Source organism: Litoreibacter roseus (assembly GCF_009811795.1).
GTDB classification, from domain to species: Bacteria; Pseudomonadota; Alphaproteobacteria; order Rhodobacterales; family Rhodobacteraceae; genus Litoreibacter; species Litoreibacter roseus.
In genome coordinates this window covers 127,579-146,748 of the sequence record NZ_BLJE01000002.1, presented here as the reverse complement: position 1 = coordinate 146,748, position 19,170 = coordinate 127,579, and the positions used below count along the sequence as shown (strand labels likewise).

The following is a 19,170-nucleotide window of genomic DNA, read 5'->3' as shown; positions in this document are numbered from 1 at the left end:
TAACGCCGTCAGGTGGTCTCGCGACAATGGCGTTGAAATGCGCGCTTCACGATATCGAGCTCTGCCCGCAACAGCGCAATCTCTGCTGTCAAATCTCCGGCGACGGGTTCGCCCATCGCGATGGTAAAACTGTCAAGCGTCTGGTCGGTGTCTTTATCGCTGATGACGATTGTTTGGACCCCTTCGCTCATCAGGTCGGCAGGCAAGTTTATGCGAACGGACCATGTATTGTCGTCATTTGAGCTGAGCGTGACGTCAGCCAGATCGCCACCCCCATACATGGCGGTGATTTCGGGTGCGTCGGGACCGGTCCCCTGCAAAACACCCTCGTATACGCCTGCATGAATGCGGGTGCGTGTCAGATGCATAGCCTCGGTCAAAATGTGGCCCGCGGTCTGCGGCTGGCGGTCAGATCACGGATCGTAACAGCGCTCATGGCGGGTTGGTCAAATATCAGATCGAGCCACACATGCTCAATCCGTTTTTCATGGAGCCGGGTGGGACCGAGATCGTAATCGACTGCATGCTGTCCTGATCCTTGAGGGATTTGTTGCGACAGCTTCTCGATATTGGGGCCATTCTTGATATTCAGCCGCGCGAAGACAGGACGGTCCACATCCCCCTCCAGACTGATTTCAATGCGCATTATGTGATCTCGTGTCAGATCTGTTGTGACATCCTTTGGCAGATCAATGGCAAAACTCAGAAACGTGCCGGTGAAGCCGAACACATCCATATGAAGACCAAACGGCGCCAGATCCTCGGCGCGGGTGTTTTGCACTTGCCGCAGAACGATCTCTGAGGCGGTACAATCGTGGTGCAGTTTGATTTGCGATCCGACGCTGGCCTTGTTCTGTGCACTTGCTATTCCTGACGGGGCAATGGGGCCACGCCAAACCTCGGGTCTGTGCGCCCAATCGGCTTGGGCGGGTTTCGGAATGCGTTCCCCCGATATGTGCGGAATGGCGAGGCGAGCACTTGCGATATGGTTGATCCGGTCGAGCCTGCGGCGCACTTGCCGAACATCCGTACGCATCTGGCGTAGTCTTGGCAGATCCACTGTTTCTGCCACGTCGGCGGCCTGTTCCCAAAGACGCAGGTTGCGACGGTGTAGGCGGCGAAACAACATATCCTGAAGGCGATCCATCATAAGATGTCAGGCTAGCGTCTGAACCCTGATCGGCAAAGATGTCATTTATCTTGCCGGGGTTGCTGCGGCGAGGCCGCGGGTCCGCGTGATGAAATCTTCAAGTGCTTCAAAACCTTCTTCCCGCTCCAAAGGGGTCTGATCGAACCCGATGAGGGAGAAGGCTACAATGGAATTGTTCACGTCAAGATAACCGCGCCAGAACATGTCAGTTGCACCTTGGATGCCAAGGGGGCTTTGATCTTGGGCGCGGACAAAGACCACCCCGTCGCTGACAAAACTGTCCAGAACATCGACCGTCGCCGGATCATTGACCCGGCTGAGCGCGCGCTGACCATCTTCGGTTTCGAAATAGGCCGCGATGTCGTCGGCGGCGCTTTCAATCAGCATCGGCCTTGCGTCAGCGCTGGCGACGGTGGCCGTCACAATAGCGGCCACGTCAGGTTGCGGGGCGTCCTGACTGCCGGAGATAGCGGCGCAGTTCCCGAAGACGACAAACGCCTGCCCGCGTCCGGCCTGTGTCGTGCGTGGGTCGATGCAGAACCCCTCACCACCCACCAGCTGCACTCTGTCATCCGTCACAGTGATTTGGTTTTTCGCCTCGCCCCCCGGTAAGACGGAGCAGGCCGAAAGTCCAAGCACTGACAGGATTAGGGGGGCAGTTTTCATCGGTCTCAGAGGTCCATATAGATGTGGCGCTCTTTTGTGGCGCCCGGATGGGTCACTGCGCCGTGCTTGGTTGCGCCGACAAGTTGGGCGTATTTCCAGAGCGCGCCAGAGGCATAGATCGTCTCGCGCGGGCCAGACCAAGCTTCTTTTCGGGTCGCAAGTTCTTCGTCGGACAGATCGATGGAGATTTCGCCTTTCACCGCATCCAGCGTGATGACATCGCCGTTTTTAACCAGTGCGATTGGGCCGCCATGGGCCGCTTCCGGGCCGACGTGACCGACGCAAAACCCGCGCGTCGCGCCGGAAAAGCGGCCGTCTGTGATCAGAGCGACCTTTTTGCCCATGCCTTGACCGGACAGCGCCGCAGTCGTCGCCAGCATTTCGCGCATGCCGGGACCACCTGCGGGTCCTTCGTTACGGATCACGATCACTTCGCCTTCTTCGTAGGCGCGGTTTTGCACAGCCTCGAACGCGTCTTCCTCGCACTCGAACACACGCGCGGGACCAGTGAAAACCTGATGTTGTGTAGCCATACCGGCGACTTTCACAATAGCACCGTCCGGTGCCAGATTGCCTTTGAGGCCGACAACGCCACCGGTTTTGCTGATCGGCGCATCGACGGGGTAGATTACCTTTCCGTCGGCCTCCAATGTGACCTTGTCGATTTCTTCGCCGATGGTGTGGCCCGTTGCGGTCATGCAATCTTCGTGGATCAGACCCGCCTTGCGCAGCTCTTTCATCACTACAGGCACACCACCTACCTCGTAGAGATCCTTGGCGACAAACTGGCCGCCGGGCTTGAGATCGACGAAATAGGGCGTGTCGCGGAAAATATCGCAGACGTCTTCAAGGCCGAAGTCGATGCCAGCTTCATGGGCGATGGCGGGCAGGTGCAAGCCAGCGTTGGTTGATCCGCCGGTACAGGCCACAACACGCGCCGCGTTCTCAAGCGACTTCCGGGTCACCACGTCGCGGGCACGGATATTTTTTTCAAGCAGGCGCATCACCGCTTCGCCCGACGCGATGGCGTAATGATCACGGCTCTCATAGGGGGCGGGTGCACCGGACGAATTGGGCAGCGCCAGACCGATTGCCTCGGACACGCAGGCCATGGTGTTGGCCGTGAACTGACCGCCACAGGCACCGGCAGATGGGCAGGCCACGCGTTCCAGAGTGCGCAGCGCTTCGTCGCTGAGATTTCCGGCTTGGTGTTCGCCGACCGCTTCGAACACATCTTGAACCGTGACATCCTTGCCATTCAACCGGCCGGGCAGGATTGACCCCCCATAGATGAAAACCGAAGGCGTGTTCAGGCGCACCATTGCCATCATCATGCCCGGCAAGGACTTGTCACAGCCCGCAAGACCCACAATGGCGTCATAACAGTGGCCGCGCATGGTCAATTCAACCGTGTCGGCGATGGCCTCGCGCGACGCGAGGGATGACCGCATGCCTTCGTGCCCCATGGCGATCCCGTCGGTCACGGTGATCGTGGTAAATTCACGTGGTGTCCCGTTGCCCTGCTTGACGCCCAGCTTCACAGCCTGTGCCTGACGGTTCAGCGCGATGTTACACGGTGCGGCCTCATTCCAGCATGTCGCAACACCGACAAAAGGCTGATGGATATCCTCATCGCCCAGGCCCATTGCGTAGAAGTAGGACCGATGGGGCGCGCGGGACGGACCCTCGGTCACATGGCGGCTGGGCAGATTTGTTTTGTCGGTGGGTTTCTTGAGCATGCGGGCCTCCCTGAAAACTGCCCATTGGCATACTGCCGTGCCGGGTGCGGCACAAGCGAGATTGCACCTTCCCGCGCCCGTCTTTAGCCTGAAAACCAACCATAAACCAAAGAGCAGCCCCATGATCCGCACCCCCGCCTTCGAGAGCTTCATTGCGCCCGCGCAGCGTTACCCGCAAATCTGGCGCATCATTTTGGGGGTGATCAGTGCGCTGGTTGTGTACATCGTCTTCGCTTTCGTGATCGTCTACGGCGTCGGTGCCGCTGTCGGATTGGAAGATCCGATGATGATCTTCTTTCAACTGGTCGAGCCTGACAGCCCATTCGCCATGGCCACGCTGTTGCTGACGTTCTTTGCCATGGCGTTCGGCGCATTTGCGGCGGTCGCGTGGCATTGGCGCTCGCCCTTCTCGCTTTTGGGACGTGGGATGTCGCGCCCCTTTTTCCTGATGATCGGCCTGACCCTGTTCGTTCTGCTGCTTGGCGGTTTCATCGTGGGGTTCATTATACCAACGAGCACGACGCCGGCCCGCGATTTCACGCCTTGGTTGATTTCGATGGCGTGGGCGATCCCGCTCCTGTTTGTGCAGATCACAGCAGAAGAGCTTGTTTTTCGGGGATATCTGCAGCAGCAACTGGCGGCCCGCTTCCGGTCCTCCATTATCTGGCTGCTCATTCCGTCCTTGCTGTTTGGGTCGGCGCATTTCAATCCGGAACTGGGACAAAGCACTGCGCTTCTGATCGTCTTGGCGACAACAGTTTTCGGCCTGATCGCGGCGGATCTTACGAGGATCACAGGTAACCTTGGCGCCGCGATGGGGCTGCATCTGGCGAATAATTTCATCGCGCTTTTCATCGTTGCGATCCCGGGCGAGTTGTCGGGTCTTGCGCTAAGAGAGGCCGACTTCACGATGGCCGATGCCCATATCGTGCATCCGCTGGTCTTCATTGACATTGGACTTCTTATTATCATCTGGCTGGCGGCCCGGCGGATATTGCGTTGATTGCAAATCTTCTGGCCGGGGATTATCTGAGAGCAAACGGGTAAGAGGCACACATGAACTGGATTTCCAACTATGTCCGGCCGCGGATCAATTCGATCTTTTCGCGCCGCGAGGTGCCTGAGAACCTTTGGACCAAATGTCCCGAATGTGGGACCATGCTGTTTCACCGGGAACTGAGCGACAATTTTAACGTGTGCTCGAACTGCGATCACCATATGGCGATGAGCCCGCGGGAACGCTTCGGCGCCCTGTTTGACGGCGGTGTCTTCAGCGAAGTTCAGGTGCCCGAACCGATTGCCGACCCGCTGCATTTTCGTGATCAGAAACGCTATCCCGATCGCATGAGGGAAGCCCGCCGCACGACGGGTGAAAAAGAAGCGATGCTTGTGGCCGAAGGTGAGATGATGCGGACGCCCGTCGTGGCAGCGTGTCAGGATTTTAGCTTCATGGCCGGATCTATGGGCATGTATGTGGGCAACGCGATAATCGCCGCAGCAGAGCGTGCTGTTCAGATGAGGCGACCGCTTGTGTTGTTTTCCGCAGCAGGTGGCGCGCGGATGCAGGAAGGCATTTTGAGCCTGATGCAGATGCCGCGCACGACTGTCGCCGTAGAAATGCTGAAAGAGGCGGGCCTGCCCTACATTGTGGTACTGACCCACCCGACCACCGGCGGTGTCACGGCATCCTACGCCATGCTGGGGGATTTGCACATCGCCGAGCCAAACGCCCTGATCTGTTTTGCCGGCCCCCGTGTGATCGAACAGACGATCCGGGAAAAACTGCCCGAGGGCTTCCAGCGCGCCGAATACCTTTTGGACCATGGCATGCTGGACCGGGTGACCCACCGCAAGGATATGAAGGAAGAACTGGTCACCGTCATCCGGATGATGATGAACATGCCGCCGGCGATCAAGGGCGACTTGCCCGCACCGGAGGTTGAACCGGAACAGCCTGAACCCGCCGAGACCTCGTGACCGAGCCCGCCAGCGACGCCATTCTCGAACGGATGATGGCGCTGCATCCCAAAATCATAGACCTGACATTGGATCGGGTCTGGCGGCTGTTGGCTGCATTGGACCATCCTGAGCGTAAATTGCCACCGGTCATTCATATCGCCGGGACAAATGGAAAGGGCTCCACACTAGCGATGATCCGGGCGGGTCTGGAAGGATCCGGACACATAGTTCACGCCTATACATCGCCCCATCTGGCCCGGTTTCACGAACGTATCTATTGCGCGGGACAGCTGATTTCAGAATCTGATCTGACCACCGTTCTAGAGGACTGCTACGATGCCAACGCAGGCAACCCAATCACCTATTTCGAGATCACGACGGTTGCCGCACTGTTGGCATTCTCACGCGTTCCTGCCGATTACTGTCTGCTTGAGGTCGGGCTTGGCGGCAGGCTTGATGCAACAAACGTGGTCGATGTGCCCGAGGTTACGGTTATCACCCCCGTTTCCATCGACCACCAGCAATTCCTTGGTGAAACGCTTCCCGAGATCGCAGGCGAAAAGGCAGGTATTCTGAAGCGCCAGCGCCCTTGCATCGTTGGCCCGCAGAACGAAGATGCATTGGACGTGATCGAGGCCAGAGCGGCAAAGGTGTCTGCACCGTTACAGGTCTATGGCCAGCACTGGCATGTGGGAACTGAGCATGGTCGCCTCGTCTTTCAGGACGAAACGGGCCTGCTGGACTTGCCGATGCCGAAATTGCTCGGCGCGCATCAGGTTCAGAACGCTGGGGCCGCACTGGCCGTGTTGCGCCAATTGGGTCTGGGCGAAGACGCGTGCGAAGCTGCGGTGACGAAGGCCAAGTGGAAAGCCCGGATGCAACGGCTGACGCGCGGCCCGCTGGTCGATGCGGCCGGTAACGCAGAGCTTTGGCTGGACGGGGGACATAACGCCGCTGCCGGGGTTGCGTTGGCGCAGGTGCTGCAGGGTCTACCGCCCAAACCGACCTACCTGATTTGCGGAATGTTGAAGACAAAGGATGTCCGGGGGTACATGGCCCCTTTGGCGGACCATGTGACGGAGCTATTTGCGGTTTCGATCCCAGGTGAGACTGCAACGCTTGACGCATCGGAAACGGCCGAGGCCGCGCGGCAGTCCGGCGTCGCGTCAGAGGCTTCCCCCGATATTTTGTCCGCAGTTGAAACGATCACGAAAGTGGATCCAGGCGCGCGTATTCTGATCTGCGGATCGCTCTATCTGGCAGGTCATGTGTTGCGGCAGAACGGATAACCGGATCAGTCGAGCGCCTCGCCCCATCCATCCGCCTGCATTTCCCTGAGCCGGGACGCTGTGCGCTCAAACTCGAACGCGCCTTCGCCCTCGAGATACAAACGCTCGGGCACATCGGCGGCCGAACAGATCAGGCGCACCCGCGCCTCATACAGCGCGTCGATCAGGGTGACGAACCGTTTGGCGGGATTGAAGTTGGACCGAGACAGCGCGGGAATGTTCTCAAGAACCAATACCTTAACTGCCGCGGCAAGCGCGAGGTAGTCGGCGGGACCAAGGGGTTTGCCGCACAGATCAAAGAACGTCGCGCGCGCGGCCCCATTGTGGAAGGCTGGAATTTCGACCACCCGGCCTTTTACGTTCAGATGCAGCGGTTGCGATGTCCCGCCGGTCAGACTGTCCCAAAGTGCGTCGATCTTACCCCGCGCCTCAGCATTTGCCGGAGTGAAATACACCTGTTCTCCAGCCAGCCGGTCCTGGCGATAATCCACATGGCTTGCGAGTTCGTGGACCACCAGATGGTCTTCCAAAAGCGAGATGAACGGGAGGAACAGATCCCGGTTCAACCCGTCCTTATAAAGGTCCTCTGGGACCCGGTTGGACGTCGTGACAACCGCAACACCGGCCTTGAACAATTGTTCGAAAAGTCTGCCCACGATCATTGCATCGGTGATGTCGGTAATCTGCATTTCGTCGAAACACAGAAGTCTGAGATCGCTTGCGATGTCTTTTGCCACTGGTTGAATGGCATCATCGGTGCCGGTCTTGCGCGCCTCGTGAAGCGCGTTGTGAACCTCCTGCATGAAGGCGTGGAAATGAACGCGGCGTTTGGCGGTTATGTCCGCATGGTCGAAAAACAGATCCATCAGCATTGATTTTCCACGCCCGACCCCGCCCCAAAGATAGAGGCCTTTCACCGGTTCAGGCTTCGCACCAAATCGTCCCAGAAAGCCGCTTTTCTTCGGTGCCTCCGCCAGTTGCGCACGCACATCTTCGAGCAGAGGCAATGCCTCACGCTGGGCGACGTCCGCCGTCAGTTGGCCGTCCGCGACCATCTGCTCGTATATCTCGCTCAATGTCATCGCTCGAAGCATTAGAAAAGCTGATGTGAAATCACAATATTCCTGAATTGACCGGGTCCGTTTTTTCCCAGACGGTTCCCGAATGACCCAATCACGAACCTCGCTCTTTACGCCCGTACTCATCGGCGGCTGTATCATCATGATGCTGGGCTTTGCCATTCGGGCGAGTTTCGGGGTTTTTCAGATCCCGATCAGTGAACAGTTCGGCTGGCCACGCGCGGAGTTCAGTCTGGCGATTGCGATCCAGAACCTTGCATGGGGGATCGGACAACCGTTCTTTGGGGCGATCGCTGAGAAACTGGGTGACCGTAAAGCCATCGTTCTGGGCGCTTTGATGTATGCGGCGGGTTTGATTCTGTCATCCTTTGCGGTGACGCCGGGCGCACATCAGTTTCTGGAAATTCTCGTTGGGTTCGGTATCGCAGGTACGGGCTTCGGCGTCATTCTTGCGATGGTCGGGCGTGCCGCATCGGATGAAAACCGGTCGATGGCGCTTGGGATTGCGACAGCTGCAGGGTCTGCTGGTCAGGTGTTTGGTGCACCTGCGGCGGAGTTCTTGCTGAGTTACTTCGACTGGCCAACCGTTTTCATCATCTTTGCAGGGGTCATGTTGGCCTCTTTGATGGCGCTACCGATGATGCGGGCGCCCGTGACCGCAACAAAGGCTGAGCTGGAAGAAAGCCTTGGTACGGTTCTAGTTCGCGCGTTCAAGGACCCGTCCTATACGATGATATTCCTTGGCTTCTTTTCCTGCGGCTACCAACTGGCATTCATCACGGCGCACTTCCCTGCATTTGTAACGGAGGCCTGTGGCCCCATCGCCGCTGGCGGCGTGTTGTCAAATCTCGGGATCACCACGACGTCGGCGCTTGGGGCTTTTTCCATCGCGTTGATTGGATTGGCCAATATCGGTGGCACGATCTTGGCCGGGTATCTGGGCAAGCGCTACACGAAGAAGTATCTGCTTGCCGCCATTTATACTGGCCGAACCATCGTCGCGGCCTTTTTCATTCTGCTGCCGATGACACCCACCACCGTGATCCTGTTCAGCCTCGCTATGGGATCGCTGTGGTTGGCGACGGTCCCGCTGACCAGCGGTTTGGTCGCGCATATCTACGGCTTGCGTTATATGGGCACGCTTTACGGGATCGTTTTCTTCTCTCACCAGCTGGGCTCGTTTCTTGGCGTCTGGCTGGGTGGGCACCTTTACGACATTGTCGGCAACTACACGTTGGTCTGGTGGGTCGGCGTTGGTGTGGGCGCATTCAGCGCCATCGTTCACCTGCCCGTCCGGGAAAAACCGTGGAGCGCCGCCGCCACTGCGGCCTGATTATCGGTTGTTCCACGCCTCGAGAATGTAGCGCGACGTCATCAGGTCCAGATGCGCCCCGCCCCCGTTTTTGCAGATTGTGATCTCATCGTCCGATGTGCGGCGGAACTGTGCGAGGTCATAGAAATCTGCGCGTATGTCCGCCCTGCTGATGGCCCCGCCCTCAAGCGGTATTTTGAGTTCACCGATATGGTCCAGCGTTGTGGCGAAGCTGTCCACGTAAACGGTGGCGCGTGCTAAGGCGGTATCATCGACCTCTCGCATATCGGGACGGTAGGCGCCGATCAGATCAAGGTGTTGTCCCGGTCGTAGCCAATGACCATCGATCAGGGGATCTGTACTCATCGTGGCGGTACAGATGATGTCTGCTGCGCCAACGGCATGTTCCAGATCTGGGTCAAATTGTGCGCCAAGTGCATCGGCAAACGCCGCACCCCTCTCGGCGTTTCTGCCCCAGATCGTAAAGACCGCGCCGGGAAACGCGGTGTTGTAGGCCGAGATCATCGAGGTTGCGACCGTTCCCGCGCCGACGATCAGGATATTTCGGCTATCGGCCCGCGCAAGACGGATCGCGGCCAAAAGACTGTCACCCGCCGTTTTCCACTTGGTGACCAAATGGAAATCGATCATCGCCTCCAACTGACCCGTGCTGTCGGAAAATAGACTGACTGCGCCATTGATCGTTGGCACATCAGTGTTGTCCGGAAAGATCGTCGCGGTTTTGACGGCCTGCCCCAAGCCATCGATCCAAGCTGCACGGGTCAGCAGCGTATCGCCACCCCGCCTCAGAAGAATATCATCTATCTCGGCCTTTGGTCGGTCGTGACCTATGGCCAGGGCTTTGGTCAGACCCTCCCATGTCAGCAGCGCTTCACCTTCATCAAATCCGATGACGGGAACGGTCATGGACGGGCCTCCGCTTCGCTCAGCAGCCCTTCGCGCACCAGTCTGTCCGCCCAACCTTTCGGATGTTCAAACAGATGGGTTTGCCAGCCGCGTTCATTCGCAACGGCAATGTTGTCGGATCGGTCGTCTGCAAACAGAAGATTGGCGGGGGCAACGCCGCAATCCTGTTCCACCCTTTCGTAGATCGTGACATCCGGCTTCACGACTTCCATATGACCCGAGACATAGCGGCGGTCGAACTCCGCCAGAAACGGATACTGTGTCTCGGCATAGGCAAAGCTTTCCACACCAAAATTGGTCAGTGCAAAGACCGGGATGGCCTTGGCGCGCAACGTTCTGAGCAGGTGTACCGAATGATCAATCGCGGGGGACGCCATTTTAATCCACTCATCATGCCACAGCCTGATTTCGTCGCGCCACGCAGGATAGGCTTCTGCCGTCTGATAGATGGTCTCCTTAAAGGGATGGCCCAGGTCGACCCGATTGTTCATCTCGTGCAGATCAACTTCTGCAAACATGGCACGGCGTCTGTCCTGACCGATCACGCTGTCATAGTGCCGTTCCGGCTGCCATTCGATCAGCACGTTTCCAATGTCGAAAATAACGGCCTCGATGCTCATGCGGTCACCCCATACAGCGCGTCTGCGTGAAATGCGACGTGATCTTCCATGAACGTGGAGATGAAGAAATAGGAGTGATCGTAGCCCGGTTGCAGCCGAAAGGTGCCGTTCTGTTTGCGGGCGACCATCGCGGTGGCAAGGCCTTCGGGTTTGAGGAGATCGTAAAACTGATCTTGGGTGCCCGTATCGACCAGGACCGGACCGTTAAAACCGCTTCCTGCCATCAAATGTGTCGCGTCGTGCTTGACCCATTCGCTTTCGTCAGCCCCAAGATAGGCCGTGAATTGCTTGCGGCCCCAGTCGCTTTGCACCGGATTACAGATCGGTGAAAAGGCTGACATGCTTGCAAAGCGTCCAGGTGTTTTCATTGCGAGGGTGAGCGCGCCATGGCCACCCATCGAATGCCCGCAGATCGATTGACGTTGTTCGTCTAGCGGAAAATTCTCGAAGAGCAGCTCGGAAAGTTCGTGGAGCACATAGCTTTGCATCTGAAAATGGGTGGCCCAGGGGGATTGCGTGGCGTCGATATAGAACCCGGCACTTTGGCCCAGATCATAGGCCTCGTCATTTGCCACGTCATCGCCGCGGGGCGATGTGTCTGGGAAAACCAAAGCGATGCCATGTTCCGCGGCCCAAAGCTGCGCACCGGCTTTTGTCATGGCGTTCTCATGTGTGCAGGTCAGGCCGGATAGAAACCAGAGAACCGGGACCGGACCATCTTTGGCTTCAACCGGCATAAACAGGCCGAAAGTCATATCGCAGGCGCATGCGGTCGAGGTATGGTTGTAGACACCTTGAACGCCTCCAAAACAGTTATTTTCCGAGACGGTTTGCATCTGAACGCTCCATAAACCCTTTGAGAAACCGCTAAAGGAGGCCGCATCGAAGGACAAGTGCCCCCGCGGAAGGCATTTCAGTCTTTTGTTGATGAAACTAAACCGTTGGGTTTAAGTTGATGTTCTATATGGCGGGAGGGAGTGGATTTGGATTGTAGTGCCCCCCAAATCAAGCGCGGTCGCAAATATGACCAAGTGGTGAGCGGCGCCCGTTCGGTTTTTCTGGCCGAGGGCTTCGAAGGCGCCAGTGTCGATTTGATCGCGAGAGAGGCGGGTGTCTCGAAGGCCACGCTCTACAGTTACTTCCCCGACAAACGTGTGCTCTTCATAGAAGTGACCAAGCAGGAATGCGCCCTTCAGGCAGATCGCGCCCTACAGGTCGAGACGGAGGACGTGCCCGTTCGACAGATGCTGACGGGCGTTGCGCAGAGCATGATGAGCTTCCTGACCTCAGAATTCGCGCATAGAATTTTCCGGATCTGCGTGGCCGAGTCAGATCGGTTCCCCGAATTGGGTCGGGAGTTCTACGTTTCGGGTCCCAAGCTTCTGGAGGATCGGCTGATCATGTATTTCGACCACGCCTGCGCCCGCGGCGAGTTGGAAATTCCCGACGTGCAGCTCGCGGCCAGTCAGTTTCAGGAACTGATGAAAGCGGATGTCTTCATCAAGATGGTGTTCAATGTCCTAGAAGAGCCCGACCAAGAGGAATTGGATCGGGTCATAGACGGGGCTGTGGATATGTTTCTTGCACGCTATGGCGCGCCTGCAGCAACTTCCTAGTCCGCGCGCCGCACCATCCACTGACTGCCTTCTTTGCGGCTTTCCAGTCGCTTCAGCTTCATGACAAGATCGCTGAGCTTCTTTTCGCCGTAGCTACGGGTATCGAAATCCGGGTTATCCGCGTTGATCGTCTGACCCAGCTTTCCGAGCGAGATCCAGTCATCCCCGTCATCGGCCTTGTCCATTGCCTTTAGGATCAAGGGCAATGCTTTCTCGGGCGCCTCTTTTGGCGGGGCTTTCGCATCTTTCTGATTTGCAGGAGCTTCGTCGATCAGGTTTTCGATGAAGACGAACCGGTTGCAGACGTTACGCAGGGACTCGGGTGCTTTTCTTTCCCCGATCCCGATGACATCAACACCCTCTTCCCGGATCCGGCTGGCCAGTCGTGTGAAATCGCTGTCCGACGACACCAGAACGAACCCGTCAAACCGGCGTGTGTGGAGAATATCCATGGCGTCGATCACCAGACCTATATCGGATGCGTTCTTGCCCTTGGTGTTCGCCGTTTCCTGATGGGCCAGAAGGCCAAGGTCCAAAATTTGATCTGCCCATTTCTTCAACCGGCCGCTCGACCAGTCGCCATAGACGCGGCGCAGTGCGGGTTCGCCAAAGCTCGTTACCTCTTTAAGGACCGCGCGGGCGTGGTCTGCGGGGATGTTGTCGGCATCAATCAGAACTGCATAGAGTGGACGGGTGCGCGGGGCCATCAGTACAGCACAACCGAGCGGATGGATTTGCCCTCATGCATCAGATCGAAGCCTTTGTTGATGTCATCAAGCCCCATTGTGTGTGTGATCATGGGGTCAATCTCGATCTTCCCGTCCATATACCAGTCTACGATCTTGGGGACGTCGGTCCGCCCACGTGCGCCGCCAAAGGCAGAGCCGCGCCAACTGCGGCCCGTGACCAGCTGGAAGGGGCGCGTTGAAATCTCGGCGCCCGCCGGGGCCACGCCGATTATGACGCTTTCGCCCCAGCCTTTATGGGCGCATTCTAGCGCTTGACGCATGGTGGTGACATTGCCGATGCACTCGAACGAGTAGTCCGCGCCGCCTTTGGTCAGATCCACGAGATAGGGAACCAGATCGCCCTCGACCTCTTTGGGATTTACGAAATGGGTCATGCCGAAACGTTCGCCCATTTCCTTGCGCGCGGGGTTGAGATCGACCCCAACGATCATGTCAGCGCCCGCCAAGCGAAGTCCCTGTAGCACGTTCAGCCCGATCCCGCCCAGACCGAAGACAACACAGTTTGATCCGGGTTCCACCTTGGCGGTGTTGATCACCGCGCCCACGCCTGTTGTGACACCGCAGCCGATGTAGCAGATCTTCTCAAACGGCGCGTCTTCGCGCACTTTTGCCAGCGCTATTTCGGGCAGGACCGTGTGGTTGGCGAAGGTCGAACAGCCCATGTAATGTAGGATCGGATCTCCATCGAGCGTCGAAAAGCGAGAGGTGCCGTCGGGCATCAGACCCTGCCCTTGGGTCGAGCGGATGGACTGGCATAGGTTGGTCTTCGGGTTCAGGCAGTATTCGCATTCCCGACACTCGGGGGTGTACAGCGGGATGACGTGGTCACCCTTCTTCACCGATGTCACACCCGGCCCTGTGTCGACCACCACGCCAGCCCCCTCATGGCCCAGAATGGTGGGAAACAGACCTTCCGGATCTGCGCCGGACAGGGTGAATTCGTCCGTGTGGCAAATGCCGGTCGCTTTGATCTCTACCAGAACCTCGCCTTCGCGTGGGCCTTCAAGATTGACCTCCATCACCTCAAGCGGTTTTCCTGCGGCGGTTGCAACGGCTGCTCTGGTGCGCATGGTCGGTATCCTTCTGGTGTTGTTGTCCTCGACCCTGTGGTAATTCGTCAGCCAATTCAATCGGAACTGTCACGCTCACGTTGCCCGTTCAAGTTTTGCCAAGGAAAGTCGCCATGCGTCATACAATCCTGTTCTGTCTTCTCCTAACCGCCTGTAGTCCGCAATTCTCTGACCCCGATGATTATAACGGCGTGCCCACCTGCGGCGCGGCGGATTTGCAGTATCTTCTGGGCCGACCGGAGGCAGCCCTGGCTGAGATTGATTTGCCGGCGCCGAGTCGGGTTTTGCGGCCCGGCGATATCATAACCCTAGAGTTCAGCCCGGACCGTCTGACCATCGACATCGACGAGGCGGGGCGGATCAGCAGCGTAACCTGTCGATAGGCCAATTGGGTGCTTGGCGCAGCCACAGCGCTTGGTTTAAGAGAGCGCCGTGGCACGCGCAGTGAAAAAAAGAAAAAAGCAAAAAGCAAAATCCCCGATCTGGTGGATCGGTGCCTTGCCGCGCTTTGTCCTGCGCTGGACCTTCAGGGGGCTGCTTGCGAGCGTGGCGCTGCTGGCATTTGTCTTGTGTCTTTACCGATTCATGCCGCCGCCCACGACGCCTTTCATCATATCGGAGGGTCTGCGTTTGGGGGATGTGCGCCGGACGTGGCGGGACTTCGATAGCATCTCGTCACATATGCCCCATGCCATCGTGGCCGCGGAGGATGCGAATTTCTGCAATCACTGGGGGTTCGATATGGCCGCCATTCGCGACGCGCTGGAGGATGGTACCGGTCGGGGGGCTTCGACGATTTCCCAGCAAACGGTAAAGAACGTGATCTTGTGGCACGGTCGGGCTTGGTCTCGCAAAGCGTTGGAGGCGGCAATCACGCCAATGGCGGAAATGGTGTGGCCGAAGAAGCGTATTCTTGAGCTTTACATGAACGTGGCCGAGTTTGACGAAGGTGTCTTCGGCGTTCACGAGGCGGCACGCTGGTACTTCGGCGTTGATGCCGCTGATCTGACCCCGCTTCAGGCCGCGCGGCTGGCGGCGATCCTTCCCGCGCCCAAGTCCCGGTCGGCCAAAACGCCCTCGACTTTTGTGGAACGCCGGGCGCGCAGCATCGCGTCCGGGGCCGCTACCATCCGCAGAGACGGGCGTAACCGGTGTTTCAACAGTTGAAAAAGGCGCACGGGCTTGCGAAGACGGAGCGTACCGCCTCAGCGTAGGATATCTTCATGAACCGACTTTACCACGCACCCCTTTCCCCCTTTTGCCGCAAGGTCCGATTGGTTCTTGCCGAGAAGAAGATCGAGGTTGAGCTGGTCGAGGAACGGTACTGGGAACAATCCGCCGAATTTATGCGCCGCAATCCCGCAGGTAAGGTGCCGATCCTGAAGATCGACAGCCAGACGTTGAATGAAAGTCAGGCCATCTGCGAGTATCTGGAAGAAGTTATCCCGGACCCTGCCCTGCTGCCGCGCAAGCCGGAAGACCGTGCCGAGGTGCGCAGACTTGTGTTTTGGTTCGACGACAAGTTCCATCAAGAGGTGACGTCGAAACTGCTCTACGAGCGGGTGAACAAGAAGATCATGGGTCAGGGCTATCCGGAAAGTCGGAATGTCAAACTGGGCGCGCAGAAGATTAAGTATCACATTGATTACATGGGGTGGCTTCTGGATCAGCGGCGCTGGCTGGCTGGCGATGTCATGACATTGGCCGACTTCACCGCTGCCGCGCACTTGTCCTGCCTTGACTACATCCGGGACGTGGATTGGAACCGCAACGCAAATGTCAAAGACTGGTACGCCAAGATAAAATCCCGTCCCGCGTTTCGGTCTATTCTTGCAGATCAGGTGCCGGGCTTCCCGCAGCCATCCCACTACGCGGATCTTGATTTTTGACCCTCAAGGCGCGGCTTATCACACAGGCCCGCGCGGAGGGGTTCGCCCAAGTTGGAATTTGCAAGCCCGGTGCCATTCCCGATGCAGCCGGGCGGTTGGCGACATTCGTAGCAAAGGGGCGCCATGGTCAGATGGCGTGGATGGCCGACCGCATGGCATGGCGTGGAGATCCAGAGGCCCTGTGGTCTGACGCGAAATCCGTTATCATGCTGGCCGAGCCCTACACGCCGAACCATCATCCATTGGAACGGCTACAGCACCGGGACGAGGGCAACATCTCAGTCTATGCCCAAAACAAAGATTACCATGACATCGTTAAGAAGCGGCTCAAGCGGGTCGGTCGCTGGCTTCTGGAACAGGTGCCGGACCAGCAGATCAAGGTCTTTGTCGATACGGCGCCGGTGATGGAAAAACCGCTGGCCGCGGCCGCCGGGTTGGGATGGCAGGGGAAGCACACCAACCTTTTGTCTCGCGACCTTGGGAACTGGTTTTTCCTCGGGGCTATTTTCACGACCACAGCGCTTGAGCCCGACACGCCTGCGGCCGAACGCTGCGGATCCTGCCGCGCGTGCCTCGATATTTGCCCGACCGATGCGTTCCCAGCCCCGTTTCAATTGGATGCACGGTTGTGCATTTCTTATCTGACCATCGAGCATAAGGGCCCGGTAGATGAACCCCTTCGCGCCAAGTTGGGAAACCGGATCTACGGGTGCGATGATTGTCTGGCCATCTGTCCTTGGAACAAGTTTGCATCTCAGACGAAAGACATCCGCTATGCCGCCCGCGACGACCTGAAGACACCGAAATTGGCAGATCTGGCGGCGCTGGACGATGCCGGCTTCCGGGAGAAATTCAGCGGATCGCCGATCAAACGCATTGGGCGGGACCGGTTTGTAAGGAACGTGCTTTACGCCGTCGGGAACTCAGGCCAGGAGAACCTGAAGTCTACCGCACAGAACCTGACGGATGATCCTGATATCGCGGTATCTGACGCAGCGCGTTGGGCGGTCGGAGAATTGGAGCGCCGCTCATGAGCCGAACCCTTTTCAGCTTTGGGCACGGCTACTCCGCCCAAGCGCTTTCCGCTAAGCTAATCCCGGATGGCTGGACCGTGTTTGGGACGACCCGCCAGGCGGAAAAGGCACAGCAATTCAAGGCGGACGGCGTCGTTCCACATCTGTTGCCCGACGACGATATCATGGAAGATCTGCGGTCAGCTTCGCATCTTTTGATCTCTGCGGGGCCTGATGCGGATGGGGACCCGATGATCGGGATGCTCGGCGATCAGCTTGTAAGGATGGAGTTTGAGTGGATCGGCTATCTGTCCACCACTGGCGTTTACGGGGATCATAACGGGGGTTGGGTTGATGAGACCACGCCGCTCGAGCCAACAACGACCCGGGGCAAGCATCGCGTTCTGGCCGAACAGCAATGGACCGATTTGGCTGAACGCTTCGGCTTTACACTACACATATTCAGGCTTGCGGGCATTTACGGTCCGGGTCGTGGACCGTTCTCAAAAGTCCGAAGTGGCACGGCGCGGCGGATCATCAAAGAAAATCAGGTGTTCAGCCGTATCCATGTGGAGGATATTGCGCGCGTCCTGAGCGGCTCAATCAGGCATCCAAATCCAGGCGCGATCTACAACGTTTGTGACGATCTGGCGGCACCGCCTCAGGATGTCATCGCGTATGCGGCCGAGCTCCTGGGGATGCCTGTCCCACCCGCCGAAGCCTTCGAAAACGCTGAGATGAGCCCTATGGCCCGCAGCTTCTATGCCGAATCCAAGCGCGTTCGAAATGATCGCATAAAGGAAGAGCTTGGGATCACCCTCGCCTATCCTGATTACAAATCAGGTCTCTCAGATCTGCTGCTGCGCATGGGCCAAGACGCCTCACCCTGAGTTTTTCTTGCCCTGTGGCACATAAACACGATTCCCAGATCGGCTGATTTTCGCTAGTCACCGTATAAAACGGGCTACGGACAGTATTTTGAAATGACGGGTTTTCTCACGCGGCTGCTTTTTTTGTGCAGTATTTTCTTTCTAGTCGGATGCGGCGACCCAAAGTTCATCACCTATGATGGTCCCGAAGTGACTCGTGTTGCTGTCTACAAAGAGGCCCGCGTGATGCTGCTTTATAGCGGTGACGAGATCATCAAGGGGCACCGGATTGACCTTGGGTTTGGTCCTCGTGGTCACAAACAATTCGAAGGCGATGGGCGTACCCCTGAAGGGCGCTATGAAATTGATCGCCGCAATCCGGAAAGCTCCTTCTACCTGTCTTTGGGAATTTCCTATCCCAATGCAGAAGATATCGCTTTCGCACGCGCGGCTGGCAAAGAGCCAGGTGGCGACATCTTTATCCATGGACAGGCCAATCGCTTTGGCAAGCGAGGGCCCGATTGGACAGCCGGATGTATCGCAGTCACCAACGACGAGATGCGGCAGATCTATGCCATGGTAAAAGATGGAACGGTCGTCGACATTTACCCGTAAAATTAGTGGGTTAGCTGCCGGTCACCATAGTCCACCAGATCTTTCCATTGGGCTCCTGAAACCACGAAAACCCCATCTTCCGAGCATCTTTGGCCAGAACAACATTCCGCGTGTCCGGCTTTTGCATCCAGGCAGAGATCGTTTCGACTTCGTTCTCGTAGGTTTCCGAAATGTTTTCGCCAACCAGCTGGCCCTGATAGCCAGCGCGCTCGACCCGGTCCAACGGAGAGGATCCGTCTGATCCAAAGTGCCACGGTCGGTTTTGTACCGACATATCACGCGAATGAGTCGCCGCTGCCGCCGTAAGGTTTGGGTCAAGGGTCAGACGCTGTGCGCCTGAGGCCTTACGCAGAGCGTTGACCGAGTCCAGCGCCCTAAATTGTACCTTGGCTTCGTCACTGTTGCGAATGCGGTAGACCGCGCCGTTGCCGCCGTCCGTGGATGAAGTTGGAGCGCATGCGCTCAACACGACTGTCAGCGCGGCAATTAGAATTCCGAATCTGGCCATTACAGCGTCCGTCCTTTCAAATTTTGTGAATTGCTTAGACCGATTGAAACTTTCGTTCAAACCGACAGTTTCAAAAGTGCCACACACACCATAGTTTGAT

At 57.6% G+C, this 19,170-nt stretch carries 22 protein-coding genes; 11 read left to right on the top strand and 11 right to left on the bottom strand.

Translation table 11 applies throughout. From position 1 onward, the window contains the following. Positions 1-8: 8 nt before the first annotated feature. From KIN_RS07715 to ilvD, 4 genes are read right to left on the bottom strand one after another with little or no spacing between them, the layout of a single operon-like run. Positions 9-368, bottom strand: coding sequence for a hypothetical protein (locus KIN_RS07715; RefSeq protein ID WP_243144862.1), 360 nt, complete (start codon positions 366-368; stop codon positions 9-11). An 8-nt stretch (positions 369-376) separates the two neighbouring features. After that, positions 377-1,150, bottom strand: coding sequence for a DUF6478 family protein (locus KIN_RS07710; RefSeq protein WP_159805705.1), 774 nt, complete (start codon positions 1,148-1,150; stop codon positions 377-379). A 45-nt stretch (positions 1,151-1,195) separates the two neighbouring features. Beyond that, entirely contained in the window at positions 1,196-1,816 is a 621-nt protein-coding gene (locus tag KIN_RS07705) for a hypothetical protein (RefSeq protein WP_159805704.1), read from the bottom strand. Between the two features lie 5 nt (positions 1,817-1,821). After that, positions 1,822-3,555, bottom strand: coding sequence for a dihydroxy-acid dehydratase (gene ilvD, locus KIN_RS07700; RefSeq protein ID WP_159805702.1), 1,734 nt, complete (start codon positions 3,553-3,555; stop codon positions 1,822-1,824). Positions 3,556-3,676: 121 nt separating this feature from the next. Here ilvD and KIN_RS07695 point away from each other — a divergent pair, with 121 nt between their 5' ends. The 3 genes from KIN_RS07695 to KIN_RS07685 are packed head-to-tail and all read left to right on the top strand — an operon-like array spanning position 3,677 to position 6,803. Further along, complete coding sequence (locus KIN_RS07695; RefSeq protein ID WP_159805700.1) at positions 3,677-4,558, top strand: CPBP family intramembrane glutamic endopeptidase; 882 nt, start codon at positions 3,677-3,679, stop codon at positions 4,556-4,558. Positions 4,559-4,611: 53 nt separating this feature from the next. After that, on the top strand, positions 4,612-5,532 hold the full coding sequence (accD, locus tag KIN_RS07690; RefSeq protein ID WP_159805698.1) for an acetyl-CoA carboxylase, carboxyltransferase subunit beta: 921 nt from the start codon (positions 4,612-4,614) through the stop codon (positions 5,530-5,532). Next, complete coding sequence (locus tag KIN_RS07685; protein WP_243144861.1) at positions 5,529-6,803, top strand: bifunctional folylpolyglutamate synthase/dihydrofolate synthase; 1,275 nt, start codon at positions 5,529-5,531, stop codon at positions 6,801-6,803. Before accD ends, KIN_RS07685 begins: the two co-directional genes overlap by 4 nt. 5 nt (positions 6,804-6,808) lie before the next feature. Here KIN_RS07685 and zapE read toward each other — a convergent pair whose 3' ends face one another. Beyond that, entirely contained in the window at positions 6,809-7,885 is a 1,077-nt protein-coding gene (gene zapE, locus KIN_RS07680; RefSeq protein ID WP_159805696.1) for a cell division protein ZapE, read from the bottom strand. 82 nt (positions 7,886-7,967) lie between these two features. Between zapE and KIN_RS07675 the strand changes: the two genes are divergently transcribed. Continuing rightward, complete coding sequence (locus KIN_RS07675; RefSeq protein ID WP_159805694.1) at positions 7,968-9,215, top strand: MFS transporter; 1,248 nt, start codon at positions 7,968-7,970, stop codon at positions 9,213-9,215. Here KIN_RS07675 and KIN_RS07670 read toward each other — a convergent pair whose 3' ends face one another. The 3 genes from KIN_RS07670 to fghA are packed head-to-tail and all read right to left on the bottom strand — an operon-like array spanning position 9,216 to position 11,577. After that, positions 9,216-10,121 carry an ornithine cyclodeaminase family protein gene (locus KIN_RS07670; protein WP_159805692.1) on the bottom strand — a complete coding sequence of 302 codons (906 nt, stop codon included), beginning with the start codon at positions 10,119-10,121 and terminating at the stop codon, positions 9,216-9,218. Then, on the bottom strand, positions 10,118-10,741 hold the full coding sequence (locus KIN_RS07665) for an HAD family hydrolase (protein ID WP_159805690.1): 624 nt from the start codon (positions 10,739-10,741) through the stop codon (positions 10,118-10,120). Before KIN_RS07665 ends, KIN_RS07670 begins: the two co-directional genes overlap by 4 nt. Continuing rightward, positions 10,738-11,577: an S-formylglutathione hydrolase gene (gene fghA / locus KIN_RS07660; protein ID WP_159805688.1), complete on the bottom strand. Its 840-nt coding sequence runs from the start codon at positions 11,575-11,577 to the stop codon at positions 10,738-10,740. Before fghA ends, KIN_RS07665 begins: the two co-directional genes overlap by 4 nt. 147 nt (positions 11,578-11,724) lie before the next feature. Between fghA and KIN_RS07655 the strand changes: the two genes are divergently transcribed. Beyond that, entirely contained in the window at positions 11,725-12,357 is a 633-nt protein-coding gene (locus tag KIN_RS07655) for a TetR/AcrR family transcriptional regulator (RefSeq protein ID WP_159807889.1), read from the top strand. On the opposite strand, the gene KIN_RS07650 is transcribed toward KIN_RS07655, so the two are convergent. Then, complete coding sequence (locus tag KIN_RS07650; RefSeq protein WP_159805686.1) at positions 12,354-13,064, bottom strand: NYN domain-containing protein; 711 nt, start codon at positions 13,062-13,064, stop codon at positions 12,354-12,356. The two genes, KIN_RS07655 and KIN_RS07650, sit on opposite strands and share 4 nt — an antisense overlap. Further along, entirely contained in the window at positions 13,064-14,176 is a 1,113-nt protein-coding gene (locus KIN_RS07645; RefSeq protein WP_159805684.1) for an S-(hydroxymethyl)glutathione dehydrogenase/class III alcohol dehydrogenase, read from the bottom strand. Before KIN_RS07645 ends, KIN_RS07650 begins: the two co-directional genes overlap by 1 nt. A gap of 113 nt (positions 14,177-14,289) precedes the next feature. Here KIN_RS07645 and KIN_RS07640 point away from each other — a divergent pair, with 113 nt between their 5' ends. From KIN_RS07640 to KIN_RS07615, 6 genes are all read left to right on the top strand, one after another. Next, the gene (locus tag KIN_RS07640; RefSeq protein ID WP_159805682.1) at positions 14,290-14,559 is read left to right on the top strand and encodes an I78 family peptidase inhibitor; all 270 of its coding nucleotides are present in this window, start codon (positions 14,290-14,292) and stop codon (positions 14,557-14,559) included. A gap of 61 nt (positions 14,560-14,620) precedes the next feature. Continuing rightward, a complete protein-coding gene (gene mtgA, locus KIN_RS07635) occupies positions 14,621-15,343 on the top strand; it encodes a monofunctional biosynthetic peptidoglycan transglycosylase (protein WP_243144859.1) in 723 nt (240 codons plus the stop codon). A 56-nt stretch (positions 15,344-15,399) separates the two neighbouring features. After that, positions 15,400-16,065 carry an FtsZ-binding protein FzlA gene (fzlA, locus tag KIN_RS07630; protein WP_159805680.1) on the top strand — a complete coding sequence of 222 codons (666 nt, stop codon included), beginning with the start codon at positions 15,400-15,402 and terminating at the stop codon, positions 16,063-16,065. After that, complete coding sequence (queG, locus tag KIN_RS07625; RefSeq protein ID WP_159805678.1) at positions 16,062-17,099, top strand: tRNA epoxyqueuosine(34) reductase QueG; 1,038 nt, start codon at positions 16,062-16,064, stop codon at positions 17,097-17,099. The genes fzlA and queG overlap by 4 nt, the downstream gene beginning before the upstream one ends. Beyond that, a complete protein-coding gene (locus KIN_RS07620) occupies positions 17,096-17,968 on the top strand; it encodes an SDR family oxidoreductase (RefSeq protein WP_159805676.1) in 873 nt (290 codons plus the stop codon). Before queG ends, KIN_RS07620 begins: the two co-directional genes overlap by 4 nt. Before the next feature lie 93 nt (positions 17,969-18,061). Further along, positions 18,062-18,562: a L,D-transpeptidase family protein gene (locus KIN_RS07615; protein ID WP_159805674.1), complete on the top strand. Its 501-nt coding sequence runs from the start codon at positions 18,062-18,064 to the stop codon at positions 18,560-18,562. A gap of 10 nt (positions 18,563-18,572) precedes the next feature. On the opposite strand, the gene dalA is transcribed toward KIN_RS07615, so the two are convergent. Then, on the bottom strand, positions 18,573-19,070 hold the full coding sequence (gene dalA, locus KIN_RS07610; protein WP_159805672.1) for a divisome-associated lipoprotein DalA: 498 nt from the start codon (positions 19,068-19,070) through the stop codon (positions 18,573-18,575). Positions 19,071-19,170: the final 100 nt, after the last annotated feature.

Excerpts from the sequence above, each read along its gene's own strand:
- KIN_RS07715 (WP_243144862.1), bottom strand. The coding sequence starts at position 368 with ATGCATCTGACACGCACCCGCATTCATGCAGGCGTATACGAGGGTGTT.
- KIN_RS07710 (WP_159805705.1), bottom strand. The coding sequence starts at position 1,150 with ATGATGGATCGCCTTCAGGATATGTTGTTTCGCCGCCTACACCGTCGC.
- KIN_RS07705 (WP_159805704.1), bottom strand. The coding sequence starts at position 1,816 with ATGAAAACTGCCCCCCTAATCCTGTCAGTGCTTGGACTTTCGGCCTGC.
- ilvD (WP_159805702.1), bottom strand. The coding sequence starts at position 3,555 with ATGCTCAAGAAACCCACCGACAAAACAAATCTGCCCAGCCGCCATGTG.
- KIN_RS07695 (WP_159805700.1), top strand. The coding sequence starts at position 3,677 with ATGATCCGCACCCCCGCCTTCGAGAGCTTCATTGCGCCCGCGCAGCGT.
- accD (WP_159805698.1), top strand. The coding sequence starts at position 4,612 with ATGAACTGGATTTCCAACTATGTCCGGCCGCGGATCAATTCGATCTTT.
- zapE (WP_159805696.1), bottom strand. The coding sequence starts at position 7,885 with ATGACATTGAGCGAGATATACGAGCAGATGGTCGCGGACGGCCAACTG.
- KIN_RS07675 (WP_159805694.1), top strand. The coding sequence starts at position 7,968 with ATGACCCAATCACGAACCTCGCTCTTTACGCCCGTACTCATCGGCGGC.
- KIN_RS07670 (WP_159805692.1), bottom strand. The coding sequence starts at position 10,121 with ATGACCGTTCCCGTCATCGGATTTGATGAAGGTGAAGCGCTGCTGACA.
- KIN_RS07665 (WP_159805690.1), bottom strand. The coding sequence starts at position 10,741 with ATGAGCATCGAGGCCGTTATTTTCGACATTGGAAACGTGCTGATCGAA.
- fghA (WP_159805688.1), bottom strand. The coding sequence starts at position 11,577 with ATGCAAACCGTCTCGGAAAATAACTGTTTTGGAGGCGTTCAAGGTGTC.
- KIN_RS07650 (WP_159805686.1), bottom strand. The coding sequence starts at position 13,064 with ATGGCCCCGCGCACCCGTCCACTCTATGCAGTTCTGATTGATGCCGAC.
- KIN_RS07645 (WP_159805684.1), bottom strand. The coding sequence starts at position 14,176 with ATGCGCACCAGAGCAGCCGTTGCAACCGCCGCAGGAAAACCGCTTGAG.
- KIN_RS07640 (WP_159805682.1), top strand. The coding sequence starts at position 14,290 with ATGCGTCATACAATCCTGTTCTGTCTTCTCCTAACCGCCTGTAGTCCG.
- fzlA (WP_159805680.1), top strand. The coding sequence starts at position 15,400 with ATGAACCGACTTTACCACGCACCCCTTTCCCCCTTTTGCCGCAAGGTC.
- KIN_RS07620 (WP_159805676.1), top strand. The coding sequence starts at position 17,096 with ATGAGCCGAACCCTTTTCAGCTTTGGGCACGGCTACTCCGCCCAAGCG.
- KIN_RS07615 (WP_159805674.1), top strand. The coding sequence starts at position 18,062 with ATGACGGGTTTTCTCACGCGGCTGCTTTTTTTGTGCAGTATTTTCTTT.
- dalA (WP_159805672.1), bottom strand. The coding sequence starts at position 19,070 with ATGGCCAGATTCGGAATTCTAATTGCCGCGCTGACAGTCGTGTTGAGC.